The sequence below is a fragment of the Pseudoalteromonas sp. P1-30 genome (assembly GCF_001400005.1).
Classification (GTDB): Bacteria; Pseudomonadota; Gammaproteobacteria; order Enterobacterales; family Alteromonadaceae; genus Pseudoalteromonas; species Pseudoalteromonas atlantica.
In genome coordinates this window covers 62,765-85,853 of sequence record NZ_LKBC01000003.1, presented here as the reverse complement: position 1 = coordinate 85,853, position 23,089 = coordinate 62,765, and the positions used below count along the sequence as shown (strand labels likewise).

General features: G+C 41.9%; 19 protein-coding genes. 14 read left to right on the top strand and 5 right to left on the bottom strand.

The window, feature by feature from the left end; genetic code table 11:
* Positions 1-29 precede the first annotated feature (29 nt).
* From ftsB to rpoS, 9 genes are read left to right on the top strand one after another with little or no spacing between them, the layout of a single operon-like run.
* Positions 30-317, top strand: coding sequence for a cell division protein FtsB (ftsB, locus tag AN395_RS08590; protein WP_004586182.1), 288 nt, complete (start codon positions 30-32; stop codon positions 315-317).
* On the top strand, positions 307-1,008 hold the full coding sequence (gene ispD / locus AN395_RS08585) for a 2-C-methyl-D-erythritol 4-phosphate cytidylyltransferase (RefSeq protein ID WP_054982725.1): 702 nt from the start codon (positions 307-309) through the stop codon (positions 1,006-1,008). Before ftsB ends, ispD begins: the two co-directional genes overlap by 11 nt.
* On the top strand, positions 1,005-1,502 hold the full coding sequence (ispF, locus tag AN395_RS08580; protein ID WP_054982724.1) for a 2-C-methyl-D-erythritol 2,4-cyclodiphosphate synthase: 498 nt from the start codon (positions 1,005-1,007) through the stop codon (positions 1,500-1,502). The genes ispD and ispF overlap by 4 nt, the downstream gene beginning before the upstream one ends.
* A complete protein-coding gene (gene truD / locus AN395_RS08575) occupies positions 1,499-2,548 on the top strand; it encodes a tRNA pseudouridine(13) synthase TruD (protein ID WP_054982723.1) in 1,050 nt (349 codons plus the stop codon). Before ispF ends, truD begins: the two co-directional genes overlap by 4 nt.
* Entirely contained in the window at positions 2,529-3,293 is a 765-nt protein-coding gene (gene surE / locus AN395_RS08570; protein WP_054982722.1) for a 5'/3'-nucleotidase SurE, read from the top strand. The genes truD and surE overlap by 20 nt, the downstream gene beginning before the upstream one ends.
* The gene (locus tag AN395_RS08565; protein WP_054982721.1) at positions 3,283-3,921 is read left to right on the top strand and encodes a protein-L-isoaspartate(D-aspartate) O-methyltransferase; all 639 of its coding nucleotides are present in this window, start codon (positions 3,283-3,285) and stop codon (positions 3,919-3,921) included. Before surE ends, AN395_RS08565 begins: the two co-directional genes overlap by 11 nt.
* Positions 3,922-3,930: 9 nt before the next feature.
* Positions 3,931-4,509 carry a YqaA family protein gene (locus tag AN395_RS08560; RefSeq protein ID WP_004586188.1) on the top strand — a complete coding sequence of 193 codons (579 nt, stop codon included), beginning with the start codon at positions 3,931-3,933 and terminating at the stop codon, positions 4,507-4,509.
* Positions 4,510-4,550: 41 nt separating this feature from the next.
* Positions 4,551-5,375 carry a peptidoglycan DD-metalloendopeptidase family protein gene (locus AN395_RS08555; RefSeq protein WP_054982720.1) on the top strand — a complete coding sequence of 275 codons (825 nt, stop codon included), beginning with the start codon at positions 4,551-4,553 and terminating at the stop codon, positions 5,373-5,375.
* A 35-nt stretch (positions 5,376-5,410) separates the two neighbouring features.
* A complete protein-coding gene (gene rpoS / locus AN395_RS08550; protein ID WP_024033114.1) occupies positions 5,411-6,385 on the top strand; it encodes an RNA polymerase sigma factor RpoS in 975 nt (324 codons plus the stop codon).
* A gap of 131 nt (positions 6,386-6,516) precedes the next feature.
* Here rpoS and mutS read toward each other — a convergent pair whose 3' ends face one another.
* Entirely contained in the window at positions 6,517-9,102 is a 2,586-nt protein-coding gene (mutS, locus tag AN395_RS08545; RefSeq protein WP_054982719.1) for a DNA mismatch repair protein MutS, read from the bottom strand.
* A 21-nt stretch (positions 9,103-9,123) separates the two neighbouring features.
* Between mutS and AN395_RS08540 the strand changes: the two genes are divergently transcribed.
* Positions 9,124-9,615 carry a CinA family protein gene (locus tag AN395_RS08540; RefSeq protein WP_004586192.1) on the top strand — a complete coding sequence of 164 codons (492 nt, stop codon included), beginning with the start codon at positions 9,124-9,126 and terminating at the stop codon, positions 9,613-9,615.
* Between the two features lie 65 nt (positions 9,616-9,680).
* Complete coding sequence (recA, locus tag AN395_RS08535) at positions 9,681-10,724, top strand: recombinase RecA (RefSeq protein WP_004586193.1); 1,044 nt, start codon at positions 9,681-9,683, stop codon at positions 10,722-10,724.
* Positions 10,725-11,058: 334 nt separating this feature from the next.
* On the opposite strand, the gene AN395_RS08530 is transcribed toward recA, so the two are convergent.
* The gene (locus AN395_RS08530; RefSeq protein WP_054982718.1) at positions 11,059-13,185 is read right to left on the bottom strand and encodes a TonB-dependent siderophore receptor; all 2,127 of its coding nucleotides are present in this window, start codon (positions 13,183-13,185) and stop codon (positions 11,059-11,061) included.
* 405 nt (positions 13,186-13,590) lie between these two features.
* Positions 13,591-14,760, bottom strand: a complete 1,170-nt coding sequence (locus tag AN395_RS08525; protein ID WP_004586195.1) for a DcaP family trimeric outer membrane transporter — start codon at positions 14,758-14,760, stop codon at positions 13,591-13,593.
* A 418-nt stretch (positions 14,761-15,178) separates the two neighbouring features.
* On the opposite strand from AN395_RS08525, the gene acs reads away from it, so the two are divergent.
* The 3 genes from acs to AN395_RS08510 all read left to right on the top strand — a co-directional run bounded on the left by acs (position 15,179) and on the right by AN395_RS08510 (position 19,778).
* Positions 15,179-17,119 (top strand): acetate--CoA ligase, encoded by a 1,941-nt coding sequence (acs, locus tag AN395_RS08520; protein WP_054982717.1) that lies wholly within the window; start codon positions 15,179-15,181, stop codon positions 17,117-17,119.
* A 104-nt stretch (positions 17,120-17,223) separates the two neighbouring features.
* Complete coding sequence (locus tag AN395_RS08515) at positions 17,224-17,874, top strand: response regulator transcription factor (protein WP_004586197.1); 651 nt, start codon at positions 17,224-17,226, stop codon at positions 17,872-17,874.
* 308 nt (positions 17,875-18,182) lie between these two features.
* Positions 18,183-19,778 (top strand): AbgT family transporter, encoded by a 1,596-nt coding sequence (locus AN395_RS08510; protein WP_054982716.1) that lies wholly within the window; start codon positions 18,183-18,185, stop codon positions 19,776-19,778.
* Between the two features lie 144 nt (positions 19,779-19,922).
* Here AN395_RS08510 and purU read toward each other — a convergent pair whose 3' ends face one another.
* Complete coding sequence (gene purU / locus AN395_RS08505) at positions 19,923-20,753, bottom strand: formyltetrahydrofolate deformylase (protein WP_024033106.1); 831 nt, start codon at positions 20,751-20,753, stop codon at positions 19,923-19,925.
* A gap of 298 nt (positions 20,754-21,051) precedes the next feature.
* Positions 21,052-22,938: a hypothetical protein gene (locus AN395_RS08500; protein WP_054982715.1), complete on the bottom strand. Its 1,887-nt coding sequence runs from the start codon at positions 22,936-22,938 to the stop codon at positions 21,052-21,054.
* Between the last annotated feature and the right edge of the window lie 151 nt (positions 22,939-23,089).

The window sequence follows — 23,089 nt, the reverse complement described above, 5'->3', positions numbered from 1 at the left end:
TTTATTTAAAAACGAATAGGGAGTGTTAAATGCGGTTTTTTCAGCTTGGCCTGTTGTGCTTAGCACTGTTTATACAATACCGACTTTGGTTTGGTCATAACGGGGTGCAAGACTATACGCGTTTAAAAGCAGCCGTGGCTTCTCATCAACAAACTAATGAAAAACTAATTAAGCGCAATAAAGTACTTACCGCCGACATAGAAGATTTAAAGCTTGGTCAAGAAGGCATAGAAGAGCGCGCTCGTAACGAATTAGGAATGATTAAACCGGATGAAACATTTATACGTGTTTTACCGGGCAAACAACATGAAAAATAATAATTCAATAGCTGCCATTGTACCCGCTGCCGGCGTAGGCAGCAGAATGCAGCACAGTGCACCTAAGCAGTATATTAAATTGGCAGGAAAAACTATTTTAGAGCATACGCTCTGTAAGCTTTCGCAATTACAAAGCTTAAGCCAAATAGTTGTAGCCGTTAGTCAAACTGACCCTTATTTTGACTCGCTTGCGCACATAGACTCGCGAATTTTACGCGCCAACGGCGGGCAAGAGCGAGCAGACTCAGTGCTTAATAGCCTATTATTTTTAGAAAATAACCCTCCTGAATGGGTGCTTGTGCACGACGCAGCCCGCCCCTTAGTCACTATTAACGATATTGAAACCTTAATAGCGCATTGTATAGCCGACGACGAAGGCGGTATTTTAGCAAGCAAAGTAAAAGACACCATAAAGCGTGGTAACACGCATAGCGAGCAAACCGTGCCTCGTGATGATTTATGGCAAGCGCTTACGCCGCAGTTTTTTAAATATGACGAACTTAAAAATGCGTTGCAACGTGCGCTTTGTGAGGGCGTAACTATTACCGATGAAGCCAGTGCCATTGAGTGGGCAAATAAACCCGTTAAGCTAATTGCAGGGCGCAGCGACAATATTAAAATAACCACGCCGGAGGATTTAGACCTAGCGGGGTTTTTATTAAACAAACAACAAAACGAGCAAGCATTATGATTCGAATTGGCCATGGTTTTGACGTACACAAATTTGGTGGCGAAGGCCCAATAACAATTTGCGGCGAAAAAATAGATTACCCGCAGGGCTTTTTAGCACACTCAGATGGCGATGTTGCTATTCATGCATTATGCGATGCTATTTTAGGCGCTTTGGCAATGGGCGATATTGGTAAGCATTTTCCGGATACGGCGAGCGAGTATGAAAATATCGACAGCCGTATTTTACTTCGCCATGTTGTAAGCCTTGCCAAAGAGCAAGGTTATGTACTGGGCAATGGCGATGTCACTATTGTGGCGCAGGCTCCTAAAATGTTGCCACACATTCACGCTATGCGCACTAATTTAGCCAGCGATTTAAATTGCGAGCTTTCACAAATCAATGTTAAAGCGACCACCACTGAAAAGCTTGGCTTTGAAGGGCGTAAAGAAGGTATTTCTAGCCATGCGGTGGTTATTATGAGCAAAGCGCTTGAGAGTACAGCAAGCGCATGAGCGATTTAAATTACCTATACGGTGCACCGCTTTCAAAAGCAGACTTTAAAACCGTTGCTGAAGATTTTATGGTTGATGAAGATCTGGGCATAGAATTTACCGGCAGTGGTGAGCATGTATGCTTACAGGTCGTTAAAAAAGGTGAAAACACGCAATATGTGGCCAAGTTAATTGCACAAAAGGCTGGAGTGTCACCGCGCGAAGTAAGCTATGCCGGCATGAAAGACCGCCACGGCGTGTGTAGCCAATGGTTTAGCGTAAAAGTACCTATTAAAAAGCACATTGATTTTAGTGAACTCAATAGCGACAGCATTTTTGTGGTTTCGCAACAGCGCCACGAACGTAAATTACGCACCGGTTGCCACAAAGGAAACCGATTCACTATTACGCTTCGTAATGTAACCCAGCCGCTTGATATTTTATGCCGCATTAATGCCGTGCGTGCGGGTGTGCCTAACTACTTTGGCGAGCAGCGCTTTGGCCGCGATGGGCATAATTTAGTTATGGCCGAAAAAATGTTTGCCGGCGAGCGCATTCGCGATAAAAAACTACGCGGTATTATTATCTCCGCTGCCCGTTCACATGTATTTAATCAAATAGTGAGCTTACGTGTTAAAGAGCATGGGTTAGCTAAAACCATGCACCGTGAAGTATTTATGCTAAGCGGTAGTAACGCATTTTTTGAAGATGCAATAAGCGATGAAAACATAGCACGTTTAGCCTCTGGCGATATTATGATGTCGGCCCCTATGGTTGGTAAAAGCGAAAAGGGCTTAACTGATCAAGAAAAAATATGGTTAAAACCATACCAAGCATGGTGTGAGGGCTTAGGCGAATTAGGCCTTAAAAATGAGCGCCGTATGCTGCGCCTCATTCCCCAAGATTTAACCATAGAAACACTAGACGAAACGACTTTAAAATTAAGCTTTGGATTGCCTAAAGGGTGTTTTGCTACCGCACTTTTACGTGAGCTGGTGGATTACACCGATGCAAGCCCTAATGAGCGAAAAGAAAAGGATAGTCAAAATGAAGATACTGCTAAGTAACGACGACGGTGTAAACGCTAAAGGGATTGCTGTTTTATACCAGGCTCTTACGCAAATTGCCGATGTAACCCTTGTAGCCCCTGATCGTAACTGTAGTGGTGCCAGTAACTCGTTAACGTTAATAAATCCACTGCGCTCTACCACGCTTGAAAACGGCTTTATATCGGTTAATGGCACGCCTACTGATTGTGTTCATTTAGGGGTTAATCAGTTAGTTGATGAAACGCCTGATTTAGTCGTAGCAGGTATTAACCACGGCGCTAATTTGGGCGATGATACATTGTATTCAGGCACTGTGGCTGCGGCGACCGAAGGGCGCCATTTAGGCTTGCCTGCTATTGCCGTGTCGCTTTGCTCGCACCATGGTGAGCACTTTGAAACCGCAGCAGCTGTGACCGTTAATATAATTAAAGGGCTGGCATCGCACCCACTGCCTAAAGATCAAATTATCAACGTAAATGTACCCGATATTCCTCTAACTGAGCTAAAAGGGGTGCAAGTTACGCGTTTAGGTGCTCGACATAAAGCCGAAACCATGACCAAACAAACGGACCCATGGGGGCGTGATATTTTTTGGTATGGCTCGCTTGGTATTGAAAGCGATGCCGGAGAGGGCACTGATTTTTACGCTGTTAATAATGGCTATGCTTCAGTTACACCGTTAAGCGTTGATATGACAGCAAAAGAAAGTATTGAAGCGGTTGGGCAGTGGTTAGCTGAAATGGAGATAAACCGTGCTGGCTAATTACTCGCGCAGTGCTATTGCGCTTTCTAAGCTATTAGAGCAAGAAGGGGTAGAAGACAAACAGGTATTAAAAGCCATTGCAGATATACCACGTCATGCCTTTATTGATGATGTACTAAAACACAAGGCGTACGAAAACACGGCGTTGCCAATAGGGCAAGGGCAAACTATTTCGCAGCCTTATATTGTGGCGCGTATGACCGAGCTGCTTCATTTGGCTGGCGTACGCGACAAAGTGTTAGAAATTGGCACAGGCTCTGGTTATCAAACCGCAGTGTTAGCCAAGTGTTTTAATAAGGTGTATTCGGTCGAGCGTATAAAAGCACTGCAATGGCAGGCTAAACGCCGTTTACATCAACTAGATTTATACAATGTAACCATGAAACACGCCGATGGCTGGCAAGGCTGGCAATCGCAGGCCCCGTTTAATGGTATTATAGTTACCGCGGCCGCATCAAAAGTGCCCCAAGACTTACTTGCACAACTAGCTGATGGCGGTGTACTCCTTGCCCCCATTGGAGAGCAAAAACAAAAATTAACCATGGTTATTCGCCAAGGCGATAGCTTCACAGAGCATGTTATTGCACCAGTTCGGTTTGTCCCTCTCGTCCCTGGTGATATTGAATAGGAATTCACGTTGAAATTGTTTACTAAGTTATACGATATGGCCCTAGTATGGGCAAAACACCGCTTTGCTGAGCGCTATTTAGCAGCCATGAGCTTTGCTGAGTCCGTTTTTTTTCCGGTACCACCGGATGTAATGCTTGCTCCTATGTCGCTTGCTCAGCCAAGTAAAGCGTGGCGCTTTGCAAGCTTTGCAACAGTTGCTTCAGTACTTGGGGGGATTGTAGGTTACTTTTTAGGTTACTGGTTATTTGAGCCTGTTGTACAGCCCTTTATTGAGCAGATGCACTGGCAAGAAAAGTTTGAAACAGCGCTTACATGGTTTAAAGAGTATGGCGTGTGGGTGGTATTTTTAGCGGGCTTTTCACCTATCCCTTATAAGGTATTTACTATTGGTGCAGGGGTATTACAAATGGCATTTTTACCATTTTTAATAGCGTCTGCCGTTGGCCGTGGTGCGCGTTTCTTTTTAGTTTCTGCTTTAATGAAGTGGGGCGGGGTTAAAATGGAGCAAAAATTACGTCAATATGTTGAAGTACTTGGCTGGGGTTTAGTTATATTAATAGCGGTTGCTTACTTTTTATTACGCTAACTAGCAAAAGTAGTACTTTTTAAATTTCGGAGCAAAACACCTTGAATAGTCAGTACGTATTATATGTAGTTGTATTTATTGCTGTTTTGCTTTCGGGGTGTTCATCTCGCCATATTCCTGCTCCTGTTAGTAGCCTCAATACTAATGTTAATGATTTTCAAAAAGGCATTAACATTAATGGCAATAAATACACAGTACAAAAGGGTGATACTTTATATTCCATTGCCTTTAGTGCAGGCAAAGATTTTAGAACACTTGCAAAAAACAACTCAATTCCATCACCTTACGTTATTTATCCTGGGCAAGTTATTTCGCTTGTAGCCACCAGTAGTCATGCGATTGCTAGCAATTCACCCGTTAAACAAAAAATAACACCCACTAAAATAAAACAAAAAACTAACAAAAAATTAAAGAAAAATCTTGATCAGCCGAAACAACGAGAGTATGTTCAAAAACAAGCCAATAAAATAGTTAGTAATGCTAAACCTTCGTCGAGCAGTAAAGTAAAGTGGTTTTGGCCTGCAAAGGGCAAAGTGACTAAACGCTTTTCTAATAAGGAAAACGGTTACAAGGGTTTACAGATTGCTAACCGTACAGGGGCTTCAGTTTTAGCCGCAGCACAAGGAACGGTGGTGTATGCGGGTAATGCGCTTCGAGGGTATGGTAATTTAATCATTTTGAAACATAATGATGATTACCTAAGTGCTTATGCACATAACTCGAAACTACTTGTTAGAGAAAAGCAGAAAGTTAAGGCAGGACAAAAAATAGCAGAAATGGGCAAGTCAGAATCTTCGGTCACTGCGCTTCGTTTTGAAATTCGCTACCGTGGGCAAGCTGTCAATCCTGCTAAATACCTTCCCTAATTTTTAGGTATTGATAATTGCTCGGGAGAAGGCTTATGGCTAACGCAGCAAAACTTGACAAAAACACCACCGACGAAAAATTTGATGACACCGCAGTAGAAGAAACTGCAGCATTACTTGAAGAGGTTGATAACGAAGAAGAGATATTTGCAAAAGAGGAAGTAACTAAAAACCTTGATGCAACCCAACTTTATTTAGGAGAAATTGGTTTTTCTCCCCTACTTAGCGCTGAAGAAGAAGTCTTTTTTGCCCGCAAATCGCTACGTGGATGTGAAGCATCTCGCAAGCGTATGATTGAAAGTAACCTACGTTTAGTTGTAAAAATTGCCCGCCGTTATAACAACCGAGGATTAGCACTTCTAGATTTAATTGAAGAAGGTAACCTAGGTTTAATTCGCGCTGTTGAAAAGTTTGACCCAGAGCGCGGTTTTAGATTTTCGACTTATGCAACGTGGTGGATACGCCAAACAATTGAACGCGCCATTATGAATCAAACGCGCACAATTCGCCTGCCAATACATGTAGTTAAAGAATTAAATGTTTACTTGCGTACAGCACGCGAGCTGACACAAAAGCTAGACCATGAGCCAACTGCTGAAGAAATTGCTGAAAGCTTAGGTAGACCCGTAGAAGACGTAACTAAAATGCTACGCTTAAACGAGAAAATTGCCTCAGTTGATATGCCAATTGGCGGTGAGAACGACAGCGCACTGTTAGACATTATTGCCGATGAAAAAAGCGCAGGCCCTGAGGGCGAAGTTCAAAACAATGATATTAACAAACATATTGTTGATTGGTTAGGTGAGTTAAACCCTAAACAACGTGAAGTATTAGCGCGTCGCTTTGGTTTACTTGGCTATGAGCCATCAACACTTGAAGATGTTGGCCGTGAAATTGGTTTAACGCGAGAGCGCGTAAGACAAATTCAGGTAGAAGCATTACGTCGTTTAAAAGACATTTTACAACAAGAAGGGTTAAGCACAGAAAGTTTGTTTGACCAGTTCTCGTAACTCCCTTTTATATGTCTATGTGTTTAAAAGCTGAAGGATAAAACCTTCAGCTTTTTTTATGTCTTACGACCCCCAAGAAATACTATTTACAGTGTTATCAGCCTCTTAACCACCGCTCAAGTTACCTATATTCAAAGTAGTGCTTTTAATTTATAAAGAAGTTCGTGTGCTTGACGCGGCGATAGGTTATCAGGGTCAATGGCACCGAGCTGCTCCTCAACTTCAGAAGGCTCAGGCGCAGGTAACTCATTAGCAAATGAAAACGCCTGTTGCTCAGCATTAGGCGCTGTTACACTTTGGTGGTTTTCGAGCAGTTTAAGCTTTTGTTTTGCTTGGGCTATCACGGCTTTAGGCACGCCGGCAAGCGCTGCGACCTGTAAGCCAAAGCTTTTACTTGCTGCACCATCAAGCACAGTATGCATAAATGCAATGGTGTCGTTGTGCTCTATGGCATCTAGGTGTACATTCACCAGCCCGGTTTTTTGCTCGGCAAGTTCCGTTAATTCAAAGTAGTGCGTAGCAAATAATGTTTTAGCAGATATTTTTTGTGCCAGATGATCAGCCGTTGCATAAGCAAGTGACAAGCCATCGTAGGTACTGGTACCTCTGCCAATTTCATCCATTAATACCAAAGATTGCGCAGTTGCATTATTTAATATTGTGGCGGTTTCTGTCATTTCTACCATAAAAGTAGAGCGACCAGAGGCTAAATCGTCGCTTGCACCAATGCGAGTAAATATACGGTCAATATTACCAATTTTTGCACTATCAGCAGGGACATAACAGCCAATATGCGCCATCAATACGATAAGTGCTGTTTGGCGCATATAGGTTGATTTACCACCCATGTTTGGACCGGTAATAATCAACATTTTACGCTGGCTATTTAGCTCCACAGGGTTGGCAATAAAAGGTTCTTTCATTACTTGCTCTACCACGGGGTGGCGACCTTGTTTAATGCTTATATTATCATCATCGCATAGTTGCGGTTTAGCATAGTTAAGCGTTTGTGCTCGCTCTGCTAAGTTATTCAATACATCTAAATCGGCTAATGCGCCAGCCATTATTTGAAGCTGTTCAATATGCGGGGCTATAAACTCAAATAGCTCTTCATATAATTGTTTTTCAAGCGCAAGAGCTTTTGATTGGCTGCCAAGCACTTTGTCTTCGTGCTCTTTTAGTTCAGGTATTATGTAGCGTTCATTATTTTTAAGCGTTTGGCGGCGAATATAATCAGCAGGTACTAAGTGTGAGTTTGCACGACTTACCTCGATAAAAAAGCCATGTACCTTGTTATAGCCAATTTTTAATGTGCTGATCCCGGTGCGCTCGCGCTCTCTAAGCTCTAGTTGCTCAAGTATATCGGTAGCGCCTTTACTCAAGTTTCGCCATTCATCGAGTTCGCTGTTGTAGCCTGGTGCAATAACGCCCCCATCGCGAATTAGTACTGGTGGGTTATCAATAACAGCACGCTCAAGTAAAGCTTGTAGTTCAGGCAGCTCTGGAGAATGGCGAACAATGCTAGCGATACGCTCATCATTAGCATCGTTTAATAATGCGTGCAGTGGTGCGAGTGCTTGTAGGGCACTGCGCAGTCGGGTTAAATCGCGCGGGCGTGCCGTGCATAAAGCAAGCCGTGCTATTACGCGCTCTATATCACCAATTTCTTTTAATGAATCGTGTAACTCGCCATATAACTGCACATCTAAAATAGCGCTAATGGCATTTAAACGTGAGTTAAGCTCATTTTTATTACGCACAGGTGTATGAATGCGGCGTTTAAGTAAACGCGACCCCATGGCCGTAGCGGTTTTATCAAGTACCTGCGCTAAAGTGTTTTCAAATCCGCCCGATAAATTAACGGTTAGTTCTAAATTTTTGCGTGTTGCCGCATCTAATATAACTGCGTGCTCGTTATGCTCAAGCGTAATAGCGCGAATGTGGGGTAGCGCAATACGTTGTGTATCTTTTACGTATTGCATTAAACAACCCGCAGCGACCAAAGCAGCATGCGCTTTATCTACACCAAAACCAACTAAATCTTTGGTGCCAAACTGCTCGCACAGTAAGTGTTGCGCGGTGTCTAGGTCAAACTCCCACTCAGGGCGTCGCCGTGCCCCTTTTATATGCTCAATTAAATGTGTGTTTTCAAAGCTTTCACAGTATAAAAGCTCAGCGGGTGCTAAGCGCTGTAAGGTTGAAGTAAATGCTTCGTCGGTGTTAACTTCAACTACGTTGAAGCGCCCTGAATTTATATCAAGGTAGGCAATACCGTATAGCCCTTTTTTATTTTGCCATACGCTAGTGAGTAAGTTATCTTGGCGTTCTTGCAATAGCGCTTCATCTGAAATAGTACCCGGTGTAACGATACGTACGACTTTGCGCTCTACTGGCCCTTTACTGGTTGCAGGATCGCCAACTTGCTCACATATAGCAACCGATTCGCCCATTTGCACTAAACGAGCTAAATAGTTTTCTACTGCATGATAAGGGACACCCGCCATAGGGATAGGATCGCCGCCGGCTTTACCGCGATGCGTTTGCGAAATATCGAGTAGTTGGGCCGCGCGCTTAGCGTCGTCAAAAAAGAGTTCATAAAAATCCCCCATACGATAAAACAATAAAATATCGCGATGCTCTGATTTTATTTTTAGATACTGCTGCATCATAGGGGTTTGTTGTTTTATAGTGTGCGGTGCATAAAGATCAAACGACATGTATTTACCCAAAGGCTGAATATGGAATTACATCAAGAGATTAAAACACTTGCTGCGCAATTGGGCGTTATTTTAACGGATAAACGCTTATGGATCACTACCGCTGAATCATGTACTGGTGGCGGAGTGAGTTATGCGCTTACAGATACGCCAGGTAGCTCAGGTTATTTGGGCCGCGCATTTGTTACTTATAGTAATGAAGCTAAGCATGAACTGCTTAATGTGGCCAATACTACGCTAGAGCAATTTGGTGCGGTGAGTGAGCAAACAGTAAAAGAGATGGCTTTTGGTGCCGCAAGCGTTGCCAAAGCTGATGTTGCCGTGGCAATTTCGGGCATTGCTGGGCCAGGTGGCGCTACGTCCGATAAACCAGTTGGCTTTGTGTGGTTTTGCATACAAATTGCCAATGAACAATTTACGTTTAAGCAAATATTTAACGGCGATAGAGCGCAAGTTAGAATGCAAGCTATTGAATTTGCATTGAAAAGCACTATCGAGAAGATAAAATTATAAATTTCACTTGATACTGTGATTTCATACAGTATACTTGTTCGCATTAGCCGGATTTGGAGAACAGAATGAACGATAATAAACAAAAAGCGCTGGACGCTGCACTATCACAAATTGAGCGTCAATTTGGTAAAGGATCAATTATGAAACTGGGCGATAACAAAGCCCTAAATATTGATGCTGTATCTACTGGCTCACTTGGGATTGATATTGCTTTAGGCATAGGTGGTTTGCCTATGGGGCGTATTGTTGAAGTGTATGGCCCTGAGTCTTCAGGTAAAACAACGCTTACTTTGCAAGTTATCGCGCAGGCTCAAAAAGAAGGCAAAACATGTGCCTTTGTTGATGCTGAGCATGCTCTTGATCCGGTATACGCACAAAAGTTAGGTGTTAACATTGATGAGCTGTTAGTTTCTCAGCCAGATACCGGTGAGCAAGCACTAGAAATTTGTGACATGTTAGTACGTTCAAGTGCTGTAGATGTTGTTATTGTCGATTCTGTTGCTGCGCTTACACCAAAAGCTGAAATTGAAGGCGACATGGGCGACTCGCACATGGGCTTACAAGCACGTTTAATGTCGCAAGCACTACGTAAGCTTACAGGTAATATTAAACGCTCAAATACGCTATGTATTTTCATTAACCAAATTCGTATGAAAATTGGTGTAATGTTTGGTAACCCTGAAACAACAACAGGTGGTAATGCACTTAAGTTTTACGCCTCAGTACGTATTGATATTCGTCGTATTGGCTCTGTTAAAGAAGGCGATGAGGTAGTCGGTAACGAAACCCGCGTTAAAGTAGTTAAAAACAAAGTTGCACCACCGTTTAAACAAGCTGAGTTCATCATTATGTATGGTGAAGGTATTTCTAAACAAGGTGAGTTAATTGATTTAGGTGTTAAGCACAAAATTGTTGAAAAAGCAGGTGCTTGGTACAGCTACAATGGCAATAAAGTAGGCCAAGGTAAATCAAACTCTATTAAGTTTTTGAAAGAAAACGTAGAAATTGCAGATGAAATTGAAGGTAAGTTACGTGATATGTTGCTATTAAAAGCAACGGTTGAGCCAGAAGATGGCGAAGACGTCTTAGGCGCTGAGTCTGACCTTTAAGTGTAAACGTTCTCTAAGCTTGATTTGACCCGAGCTTTAAAAGGCGCTAACCAGCAATGGTTAGCGCCTTTTTGTGTTTAATGCACGCTAAAACTATAACCTTACAGGCTTTAATAGATGCAGTTTAAATAGCACTTAGCCATATTTATAGTGATGCTGGCTAACAAGTTCGCTTTTTAATTGAGGCGCGTAATAAAAGATGGTATTGCAATTACTTTGCATAAGATAGATAGCGCAAGGAGGGTGATAAGCACTTTAACTTAAAGGGGCTTAAAACAAAAACGGCACTAAAAAGTGCCGTTTAAATTTAAAAGCCGTAATTTAAAAGAGCGACTTATAGCTGCCAGTTTACCGATAGCGCGTAGTTACGCGGCGCACCGTAATAACCTTGAGCCCAGTATAGGCTGTGTAGGTATTTTTCATCTGTGGTGTTATTAACGTTAAAAGTAACCCCAACGTTTTCTGTAATTTTGTAGTTAGCCATTAAATCAAGAATACCGTAAGCATCTTGGTTCGTGGTTACAAGTGCAGCGCCGGTTGCATCTTCAACTTGTACGCGGCTAACCGAGTCTTGCCAACGATAATTTGCACCAAAAGTTAAGCCTTCAACAAATGGTACTTGGTAAGTTGCAGCCAGTTTTAGCTGGTTCTCTGGCGTGTAATCTTCAACTAAATCATCACCATCAATACTTAAATTACTAAAGCTGATGCTTGCACTTAAATCCTCGGTCACTTTACCACTTAATTCAATTTCAAAACCGTCGCTGGTGATACCATCAGCACCATAATAACGAGTATCGCTTGGTAATGAATCAGGTAATGCAACAGCTAGGTTTTCTTGTTTTGCATCAAAGTAAGCAAAGGTTACAAATACTTGGTCGTCTAAAAGCTGTGCTTTTAAACCAATTTCGCTACTTTTACCTGTAATTGGGGCCAATTGCTCAGCATTAATATCAAGCTCTTTTTGTGGCACAAAGGTCTCTGTGTAACTTGCATAGGCTGAAAGCGATTCGTTAAAGTCATACACAGCCCCCACATACGGGATAATTTCGCTGTCGTTACGTGTTTGTTCTACACCATAAGCAGTGCCGGATGTTTCCCAATCAGTGTAACGTACACCTGCTAATACGCTTAGCGGTGCGCTTAATTTAATGCGAGTAGACATATAAGCTGATTGCTGTTTGTTTTCTATGTCACTGCCATTTAAGCCATCAGCAAGGGTTGCTTCAGGTACTACGCCATCCCACGTATCAAGCGAAGGCATTGCTGGGAAGCCGTTGCCCGTGGTGTAATCGTAAAGCGACTGCTCGTTATAGTCCATTTTTGCTTGGCTAACACCAAATGACAGGTCGTGTTCTTGGCCAAATAAATCAAATTTACCGCTGGCGTATAAATCAAATAAATCGTGCTTATCTTCGTAGTCGTAACGGCTTGCGTAACCGGTTAAACCAAGGCCAGTTTCGCTATCTGGTGTGCCATATACGTAAAATAGTTCTGAGTCTTGCTCGTTTTCTATGTGTGCGTAACGCGCTGTTGCAACCCACGTAGCCGATAGGTTTTGCTCAAGTGTTACATATACTTGCTCAGCGCTGTTATCCCAGTAAGACCAATCAGATGCCGTACTTGTAGAGGCGTCGTAGTTTGTTGCTGTGCCATCGGTGTAATAAAGAGGGAGTGCGCCCCAAAGTGGGCTATCGGCATCTTTTTGTTGGTTAACATAGTTGATGCTTAATGTCGTGTCGTCGGTTAGCTTGCCTTCGTAAGCAAGATAAGCAATTGTTTTATCTGTTTCGTAACGATCTAGGTATGACTCCGCTTTTTGCTTGGTAAATACGGCGCGCACAGCGTGGTCGTCGTTAATTGGCGTTGAAACATCTACCTCTAAACGCTTGTTGTTCCATGAACCATACGATGCAGATGCATGCGCTTGAGTAATGTAAGTTGGTTTTTTTAATACCATATTTACGGTTGCAGAAGGGTTACCTGCGCCAGTCATCAGGCCGTTTGCACCACGTACAATTTCTACACGGTCGTAAATAGACGTATCTAAAGTGCCCTGAATAGAGCCTGAGCTTTGAGGGATGCCTAAACCATCAACCTGAAAGTTTGTTATTTCAAAGCCACGGGCTTTAAAATAAGTACGGTCAGTTTCTATTTGCTCTACAGTTACACCGGGGGTGCTCTCTAGCACTGAGTTAATATCATCTAGTGAAAAATCATCCATTAAAGCGCGAGAAACAACAGAAATACTTTGTGGGGTTTCTTTGATTGTTAGGCCTAATTTTGTAGCAGATTGCGCATCTTCTGTGATGTAGTTTTTATGATGCTGGCCATATACTGCTATTTTTTCTAATGAGTCATCTGTATTTGTTGTAGTTTCTTGTGCAAATGCATGACCAGATAAAACAAGTGAAGTAATAAGGCTTAGCTTAGATAAACGCAAAATTTGTTGGGACGACATGTGTTTTTCCAATAGGTTCAAAAAAGAAGTGCATAACATAATCTAAATGAGAGTGATTTTCAATAACATGTTTGTTGTTTGTGCAAAATAATTAGTAGTTATCCGAAATTGTGGGGATTTAGTGGATTTTAGCAACTAAATAACCGCTTAGTTTAGCGCTAAGGTAATATCCCTTAATCGCAAAGAGAGTGTTATTTCTGTGCAAACTTTTATCTGAGCTCTTCCAAATGCTGCTATTTAAGCTTGTTTAAGCGCTAACCGTGTTTAATTTACTGAAAATCTCAGACAAAAAAGCCCCCTTAAGTACCATTACTATCACAGTACTATTAAACCTTTTAAGCAGAGTTCAAGTTGTATAGCTAAAAAAAGCGGCCTAAGCCGCTTTATTGTGATCACTATGTTTAATTAAAAATTGTATTTTACAGAAAATTGTAAGCGCTCTAAATCGCCGTCAATACCACTTTCTGTTTCGCGCTCGGCATGTTTAAACTCTGCACCAAATGTTAAACGCTTAACCGGTGAGTATAAAATGTTTGCACTAAAGCTTTGGCTTGATTCAACAGGGTCGCCTGATATTGTTAATAGATCGGTGTTGTTGTCAGCACTAAAGAAAGAATATAAGAAAGTTGAGCGCCACTGGCTTGTCCATTTATGTTGATAAGCAACAAAACCAGATGTTGAGTCTATTGCATCTAGTTCATCGCCATTAAGCACTGCACCATGGGCAACATTTAAGCCCACGTAACGGCCAAGGCCTTTACCTTGAGTAAGCATAAATTTAAGGTAGTCTTCGCCAAAATTTACACGGCCCGAAGCGCTAATACCAAACGAGGTTTCATCAGCGTCAACATCGCCTACTTTATAAGTAAGTTGGCGAGCAAGTGCGGCAACTACAAAGTTACCCCAATCGGCATTGTGTGTGTAGCGCGCAGTAAAATCAGGAAGTGACGCATCATCTGTTTCTACGCGAGCGCCACCTTGAGTGGTAATTGTGCTTTCTGGGTTTTCTAGTGAGAACGACCAAGCACCGGTTGTGTACTTAATTTGTGTTTGGCGAACAAAAACAGTGCCTTCAGCAGGGCCTACAAAATCAAGTGTTTCTGCAAGTGCACCCACGTTTTGAAAGTTTGACCATGTTTGACCAAATAACCAGCCATCGTAAGTTACAAATGCATGGCGAATACGTGGCGCATAAGAGTTTGATACGCGCTCGTTACCGCCAGGGGCTGAAGCTAAAAAGTCTAACTCAATTTTAGTTTTAACTGTTTTACCGTTATCCATTAACGTTGACGTACCAAAGTTAAAACGTGACTCACGTGCATGCATATCAAATACGGCATCCGAATCATCGTCATCGCCTACTGGCAGTGTACTTGGTACGTAAAAATCACGCCCTACATTTGAGCCATCAGGAGCGCCTGCAGAGTAATCACTCCACATTGTATCTAGCTTAATGTATCCGCCGTAAGTAAATTCGGTGTTACCTACTTTAGCTGCAGTTGCCGCATAAGCTGTGCTTGTTAAAGCACATAATACAGCACTCGCTGCAAGAGTTTTTAATGGGGTAAATTTCATTGTGGTGTCCTTTAAAGGCTACTTGTTGTTTGTTGCTTTTTAAACGTTCAAATGTATTACTTGCTACAGGTATTACTTACGAATAAAAATTTATTTATCTTGCATCACGCTACGAGTTCGTTAAATAAGTGTTTAACTTGCATGGCTGCATCATTATTTTAATGTCCGAAAACCACTTTTAAATATGTGCAAAATTTACTCAATTACCTATTGGTCTATAAGACGAAGGTTTAAGAGTAATTCAATGGCCACTTACTTATATTTAACATACTGTATTTCTATGTAAAAAAGTCATGAGCGGCGAGATTATAAACCACAAAATGTTAATTAGAAGGGTTGTACAACTAAGGTCTAATACTTAATAAAGTACTGCTGAGTAATCCTTTAATCATGGCAAGTTATTAAAATGGAGACTGAGATGTCACAAAGTATCTATCCTGTTCCTGCACATATTGAAAAAACGACGTTAGTTGATAACGAAAATTATAATACACTCTACAAACAGTCGATTGATGACCCACAAGGGTTTTGGCGTGAACATGGCCAGCGCTTAGATTGGTTTACTCCGTATACTAAAGTAAAAAACACCTCATTTGATAAAGGCCATATCGATATAAAATGGTACGAAGATGGCGTTTTAAATGCCTCTTATAACTGTATTGACCGCCATTTAAAAACCAAAGCCGATAAAGTTGCGCTTATTTGGGAAGGAGACAACCCAAACCAAAGTGAAAACATTACCTACCAACAATTACATGATGAAGTGGCGCGCTTTGCTAATGGTTTAAAAAAACTGGGTGTACAAAAAGGTGACCGAGTTGCTATTTATATGCCGATGACGCCGCAAGCCATTTACGCCATGCAGGCCTGTGCACGTATTGGTGCTATTCACTCGGTTGTATTTGGTGGTTTTTCTCCCTCTGCCATTGCAGATCGAATTAAAGACTCAGGCGCTAAAGTGGTGATCACATCCGATGAAGGCCGCCGAGCTGGTAATTGTGTTCCTTTGAAAGCGAATGTTGATGAAGCCGTAGCACAAGAGTCGGTGACAAGCATTGAACACGTTATTGTACATCAGCTAACCGGTGGCGAAGTTGATTGGAACGAGCACGATATTTGGTGGCATGAGCTTGTAGCTGACCAACCGGCGCAGTGCGAACCGGAGCCAATGAATGCAGAAGATCCACTCTTTATTTTATATACTTCGGGCTCTACCGGCCAACCAAAAGGGGTTGTGCATACTACAGGGGGTTACTTAGTTTACTCATCAATGACCCACGAATACGTATTTGATTTACAAGAAGACGACGTATATTGGTGTAGCGCCGATGTAGGTTGGATCACCGGCCACAGCTATATAGCTTATGGCCCACTGGTTAATGGCTGTACGCAAGTGGTATTTGAAGGCGTGCCTACCTACCCAACCGCAGGGCGCATGGGGGAGGTGATTGATAAGCACGGCGTAACCATTTTATACACTGCACCAACCGCTATTCGAGCGTTAATGGCCAAAGGCGATGAGCCAACCGCGTCATCTAATCGTCAAAGTTTACGCATTTTAGGCTCAGTGGGTGAACCCATCAACCCTGAAGCATGGACGTGGTATTACGAAAATATTGGTAATGCTAACTGCCCAATCGTAGATACGTGGTGGCAAACCGAAACGGGCGGCATTATGATCACCCCGCTTCCTGGTGCCACCCAAACTAAACCAGGCTCAGCAACGCATCCGTTTTTTGGTATTGCGCCGGCTCTATTTGATGCAGAGGGTAATACACTAGAAGGTGCCGTTGACGGTAATTTAGTGATATTAGATAGCTGGCCTTCACAAGCGCGTACTGTTTATGGCGACCACGAACGTTTTGAACAAACCTATTTTAGTGCTTACCCCGGTGTTTACTTTACAGGTGACGGCTGTCGTCGTGATGAAGATGGCTATTACTGGATCACAGGGCGTGTTGATGACGTGCTTAATGTATCAGGGCATCGCTTAGGCACCGCTGAAATAGAAAGCGCGCTAGTAGCTCACGAAGCTGTAGCAGAGGCCGCCGTAGTCGGTTATCCGCATGATATTAAAGGCCAAGGTATTTATGTTTACATTACGCCAAATGAGGGCGTTACTGTAAGTGATGAGCTGACAACTCAAGTACGTAATTGGGTACGTAAAGAGCTAAGCCCAATAGCTTCCCCTGATATGATTCAATGGTCGCCAGGCCTACCAAAAACGCGTTCAGGTAAGATTATGCGTCGAATTTTACGTAAAATAGCCGCAAATGAACATCAACAGCTAGGGGACACATCAACACTTGCAGACCCAACCGTGGTAGATGAGCTCATAGAAAACCGATTAAATCGTTAAATGCGCGTTAAAAACTTGATTACAAGTTGATTCTAAACGTAGTATATCGGCTGTCAGTAAGTACTTTATACCTTATTGGCAGCCGAATTTATTAGGAGCGAACCATGAGTCAGTTTTTAATAGCGGATGATCATCCGTTATTTCGCGAGGCACTAAAAGGAGCATTAAGTGCTAAGTTTGACGATTTAGAGGTATTTGAATCATCAGATTTTGACAGCACATTGCAAGTACTTAGCGAACAAGAAGATCTTGATATATTACTGCTAGATTTACACATGCCAGGTAATGGCGATTTATATGGCCTGATCCGCATTCGCGAAGACTACCCAAGCTTACCCATAGCGGTTGTCTCAGGAAGTGAAGACATAAACATAGTGTCTAAGGTAATGGGTTATGGCGCAATGGGCTTTATTCCTAAGTCATCATCTTCAGATGATATTGCTAATGCTATAAACCAAATACTAGAAGGCGATACGTGGCTTCCAAAAGAGTTAAAGAATAAAGTAGCCGAAATAGAAGGAGAAGACAGAGAAATTGCCGCGCAGGTTGCATCGTTAACGCCGCAGCAATATCGTGTATTGCAATACCTTCATGAAGGGTTACTAAATAAACAAATAGCGTACGAACTACATATTTCTGAGGCAACAGTCAAAGCACACATTACCGCAATTTTTAGAAAACTTGGCGTTTATAACCGTACCCAAGCCGTTCTTATTGCAGCTAAATTACAGCTAGAACCAATAGAGCAAGCTTAAAATATTAAAAGCGCTAAAATTTGTTTATCGTTTAAAAATAAATTTACAGCCGTATGTTTGGTGTTTAGGCAAAGCCGTGCCTAGCTAATGTGCTTATTGCCAGTTAATAGGTGATAAGCGCTTAAAAATACCAGATATGCGCTGCTCTCGGTGATATGGCAAGACTGAAAAAACTTCAATCCACAAAGGCCAATACACTCAAGCAGCGCTTTTTAAACTTAAAACCTACACGTCATTTACCTTTTATACATGATCTCTTTTGCAAACAATGCTAGGTTAGCGCAATTTTGTAATTTATAGAGCCAAGTATGACAGACTCCACACACTCACCTAATAATCAACCTAAAGACAATAACGGCTTATTTAATCGCTTTTTAGCAACCGTTGAGTTTTTAGGAAATATGCTTCCTCATCCCATTACTTTATTTGCGATATTTGCGGTTTCAATTGTGCTAATAAGTGGTATTGCCGATTGGTTTGGGCTAAGCGCAATTGACCCAAGACCGATTGGGGCAGCAGGGCGTGCGCCTGATGGAGTAATTGAAGTTGTTAGTTTACTCAGTGCTGAGGGGCTACAGCGTATTATGGCTGGCTTGGTTACTAACTTTACCGGTTTTGCGCCTTTAGGCACTGTTTTAGTGGCACTACTTGGGGTAAGTGTTGCAGAGCATTCAGGGTTACTCTCTGCTGCTATGCGTGGCATGGTTATGGGCGCGTCAAAGCGTTTAGTTACCTTTATGGTGGTGTTTGCGGCCATAATGTCTAACACAGCTTCTGAGCTTGGCTATGTGGTGTTAATTCCGCTTGCAGCCATGATATTTCATAGTTTGGGGCGCCACCCTTTAGCTGGCTTAGCGGCTGCCTTTGCCGGTGTTTCTGGCGGCTATAGCGCTAATTTACTACTTGGCACAATAGACCCATTATTAGCAGGTATAACTACGCCTGCAGCACAAATGATTGACCCAACGTACGAGGTTGGCGCCGAGGCTAACTGGTATTTCATGATGATATCAGTATTACTTATTGCCGCACTGGGTACACTCGTAACCGAAAAAATAGTAGAGCCGCGTTTAGGTAAATATAACCCCGATGAAGCCAGTATCGACTTGTCACAAAACAATATTGATACACTTACCGCGTTAGAAAAAACCGGTCTAAAATGGGCGGGTGTTGCTCTATTAGTGGTGCTGTCGTTATTTGCTTGGACGATTATTCCTGCCGATGGTATTTTACGCCACCCAGAAACAGGCCAAGTGGCAGGCTCGCCTTTTTTAAAAGGAATAGTCGCAATTATATTTGTAACTTTTAGTGTGCCAGGCTTTGTTTACGGGCGTGTTGTTGGCAGCATGAAAAACGATAAAGACATTATTAACGCAATGAGCAAAAGCATGAGCTCAATGGGTTTATATATAGTATTAGTATTTTTTGCAGCCCAGTTTGTGGCCTTTTTTAAATGGACTAATTTAGGCACTATTTTGGCAATTAATGGTGCAGCACTATTACAAGCGTTAAACCTTACTGGCCCAGAAGTGTTTGTATTGTTTATATTAATGTGTGCAATGGTTAACTTGAGTTTAGGCTCGTCATCGGCGCAGTGGGCGATTACAGCCCCTATTTTTGTGCCTATGCTTATGCTTATTGGTTACGCGCCAGAAACCATTCAAGCGGCGTATCGTATTGGTGACTCTGTGACTAACTTAATCACCCCAATGATGAGCTATTTTGGCTTAATTTTAGCGGTGGCAGTTAAATATAAAAAAGACATGGGTATAGGAACGTTAGTGGCCACCATGCTGCCATACAGTATTGTGTTTTTTATCGGTTGGGTCATATTATTTTACGTATGGGTGTTTGCTTTAGGCTTGCCAGTAGGGCCTGAGTCACCTATTTATTACACACCTTAATGGTGGATGCCAATTTACAATTAAATACGGTGTCGGATAAAACACAGCACAGCTAATATCTGACTCTAATTAAGCTGTTAGGCATAAAAAGCCAGCAAAAGGGGGAAACCCTGTTGCTGGCTTTATAGTATGTAAAAAGGGGTCTTAGCTAAATACCACGGTTTTATTACCGTTAATAAATAGTTTGTGTTCAGAAGCTAGTTGTAAGGCTTTACTAAACACGGTTTTTTCTACGTCTTTACCCATTTTAGCCATCATTTCAGCGGTGTTAGCGTGCGTTACGCTGGTAACGTCTTGTAAAATAATAGGGCCTTCATCTAGCTCATTATTTACAAAGTGAGCCGTAGCACCAATAATTTTTACGCCGCGCTCAAATGCTTGATGATACGGTTTAGCGCCAATAAAGGCCGGTAAAAACGAGTGGTGAATATTAATAATTTTGTTCTCAAAGCGACCCACAAACTCAGGACTTAGTATGCGCATGTATTTTGCCAAGCCAATAATGTCAGGGTTATAAGAGGCAATTAAATCACCTACTTTTTCATCATGCTCGGCGCGACTTAGGCCTACGTGCGAAACAACATGAAAAGGCACATCAAAGCCTTTTGCTAATGGCTCTAAATCTGGGTAGTTGGCAATCACAGCTAATACTTCAATATTTAACGCTTGCTCAAACTGTTTAAGTAATACAGACCCTAAGCAATGTGCTTCTTTTGTTGCAAGCAGTACCACTTTAGTTTTTGTATCATCATGTAGAGCAAGTTGTGCACCCTCAGGTAATAAAGCGCGTAATTGCGATAAAAAGTCACTTTGTGGCTCGCCGGTTAGTTCAGTGCGCATAAAAAAGCGCTTGGCGTCTTTATCTACAAATTCGTTATTACGTGTAATATTTAAATTGTGCGCGTGGCAAAGCCCTGTAATTTTGGCAATTAGGCCTACATCGTCGGCACATTGGGTGGTTAGTATATAGCTCATTTTCCTCATTCTTACCCAGTTTATAATTGCTTCATTATTTGGTTTTTAACGCATAAAGCAAGGGGTTTATGCGTAAATTTAGAATTAATCGGTCAAATAGGTATAAATGATTCAATAAAGTGAAGGACAATTAAAAATACGTTAATAATAAGGCAGATAAACACCATAAATTTTAACAAGCTGGTATTTAAAAAAAGGTTTAGCGGTAAGTATTTGGTGCGCACACGGTTTGTAACCTAGTTGCCTAGACTAAAAACCGTGGCGCAGTTTAGCTTTTACAAATATAGCAAAGCGATTATTAAGCTTTAGGCTCTGGTGTTAAGTTCTCTTCTTGCCTTAGGTAACCAGCGGCCTCTTCATCCTCTTTTGTTATAGCTTGCTGAGTAGGTATTGCACGGGTTTGTTGGTTTAATTGATGTATTTGCGATGCATTACCTAAATCGCGCTCACTGGTAATTGAGGCAATCGATTCGCGGTCTTTTAGAAAGGCAATTACATCATTTTTAATGGCTTGTAATTGACCTTCATCTTTGTGCATTTCCATTATATGGCGAGGATGTTCAAGGTTTTTCATACCGGTGGCAGCAAACGTGCTCGTAATAACACGAGAGACAATGACCCATGGCGTGATACTGCTGCGCACTAAGGTGTTTTCTGAGCGGGTGCTGTCGTGAATACCTGTCCCCGTTGAAATTTTAGATTCTGTAAATGTACCTTCACATTTAAAGTACACAAGTAATGATTCAAACTGCATTTCGGCAAAAAATAAATGAGCACAGTTAGCCAATAAACGAGCAAAGGCTTTAATAATCACTGCTATTATTAAAATATGAACACTGCTCATTAGTAAGCTACTAAACTGTATAACGTTTTGATTATTAAACGCTTGCTGTAAATTATTAATATTAGCGCTATCTATGTAGTAATAAATATCTATTAATGAATAGGCTAACCACACCGTTAATGCTAACGCCACAATATAAAGTAAATTAGCACTTATTAGCGCGACTAACCTGGCTAGGGTAAAGTTTTTACCTAGCTCCACAGCGTGTAGTTTAGGCTGAACCTCTTGAATCATTTCGCCTTTAAAACCGCCTTTACCCTCTATTTGCTCTTGCAATTTTGGGTCTAGCTCTCGGTAAACTCTATTAGGCACTTCTTTGTAGCGTCTATTTGCCATGACAAGATTATCAAGGTTTATAAATACTTCATCAGGGTGAACAGACTCTTGCCAGTTTTCACGTAATTCTGACACTTCGGCGGTAGGGGTCACTGCGTTTAAGCGTGCTTTGATCATTGTAAATACTAATGCGCAGCTTAACGTTGCTAATATAATAATGGCAATGAGGTATATGCCAGCATGCAAGTTTGGCAGTTGCGCCAGCCACGCGTCTATTTCTTGTTTGCTGATATGTTGCTCTTGCATTAGCCACGACATAGAAAGGCCAATAACAATAGGCAAAATAAACGACAACGAAATAATTTTAGCTAATGTACCGCCTCCCAGCGCTTCAATGTTTCTTTCAGCATTGCGAGAGATAGGTTTGCTACTTGAGCGCCAAGAAAAAAGCACATAAAACATTAAAATAGCACTGTAAACCGGAAAGGCTAATTCGCCGGCTTCCCCAGTAAAGCCCGACAGCGAAACAAACGCAACTAGCCCATAAGCAACTAAAGCAACAAGCGTGCTCACCCATGAGCCAAATAATCGCTGCGCAACATTTCGAATTGGGTAAGGTAAAAATAACAGTTTGGGAATTAAGCTGTGTAACAAACGAGATAAAAATCCGTTAGGCTCTTTAAAGGTACTGTTTTTACGACCAACCAGCATTTCTTCGAGTGATTGGGCGTTATAGGCTACTTCTTTTTTTTCTTCTTGCGCGGTAGAGCTCTCAGACTTACTAAAATTATACGCAAGCGATGTAGGGTGGTTTCTGCCTACAAAGTACTTTAAGGTGGCATAAATACCTGATGATAAAGAGCGAATACCCAGCGCTAAAATAAACATGCCAAATAGCATTAAAATCCAGCCTGCGGTGGTACTTTCTTTCACCGAGCTTGCAGCTATAACAAGTAAACTTACGCCTGCTACCGACTCAATAATACCTCTTAGCGCGGTTACTTTACCTTCCAACTTAAAGGGGTTTTTTAACCCAAGATCAATAGAACCATAATCAAATGCCATTGTATGCTCCTTGTAAACAGCACATTATTTAAGGGGGGTTACCAGTTTTGCAATAATACTTAATCATTTGCGGGACCAAACCTAGTGTTAGCTATGTTTTTCCGGGCTCAAATAGACTAATTAATTAAGCGAGTTGGTATTATTATCCGTG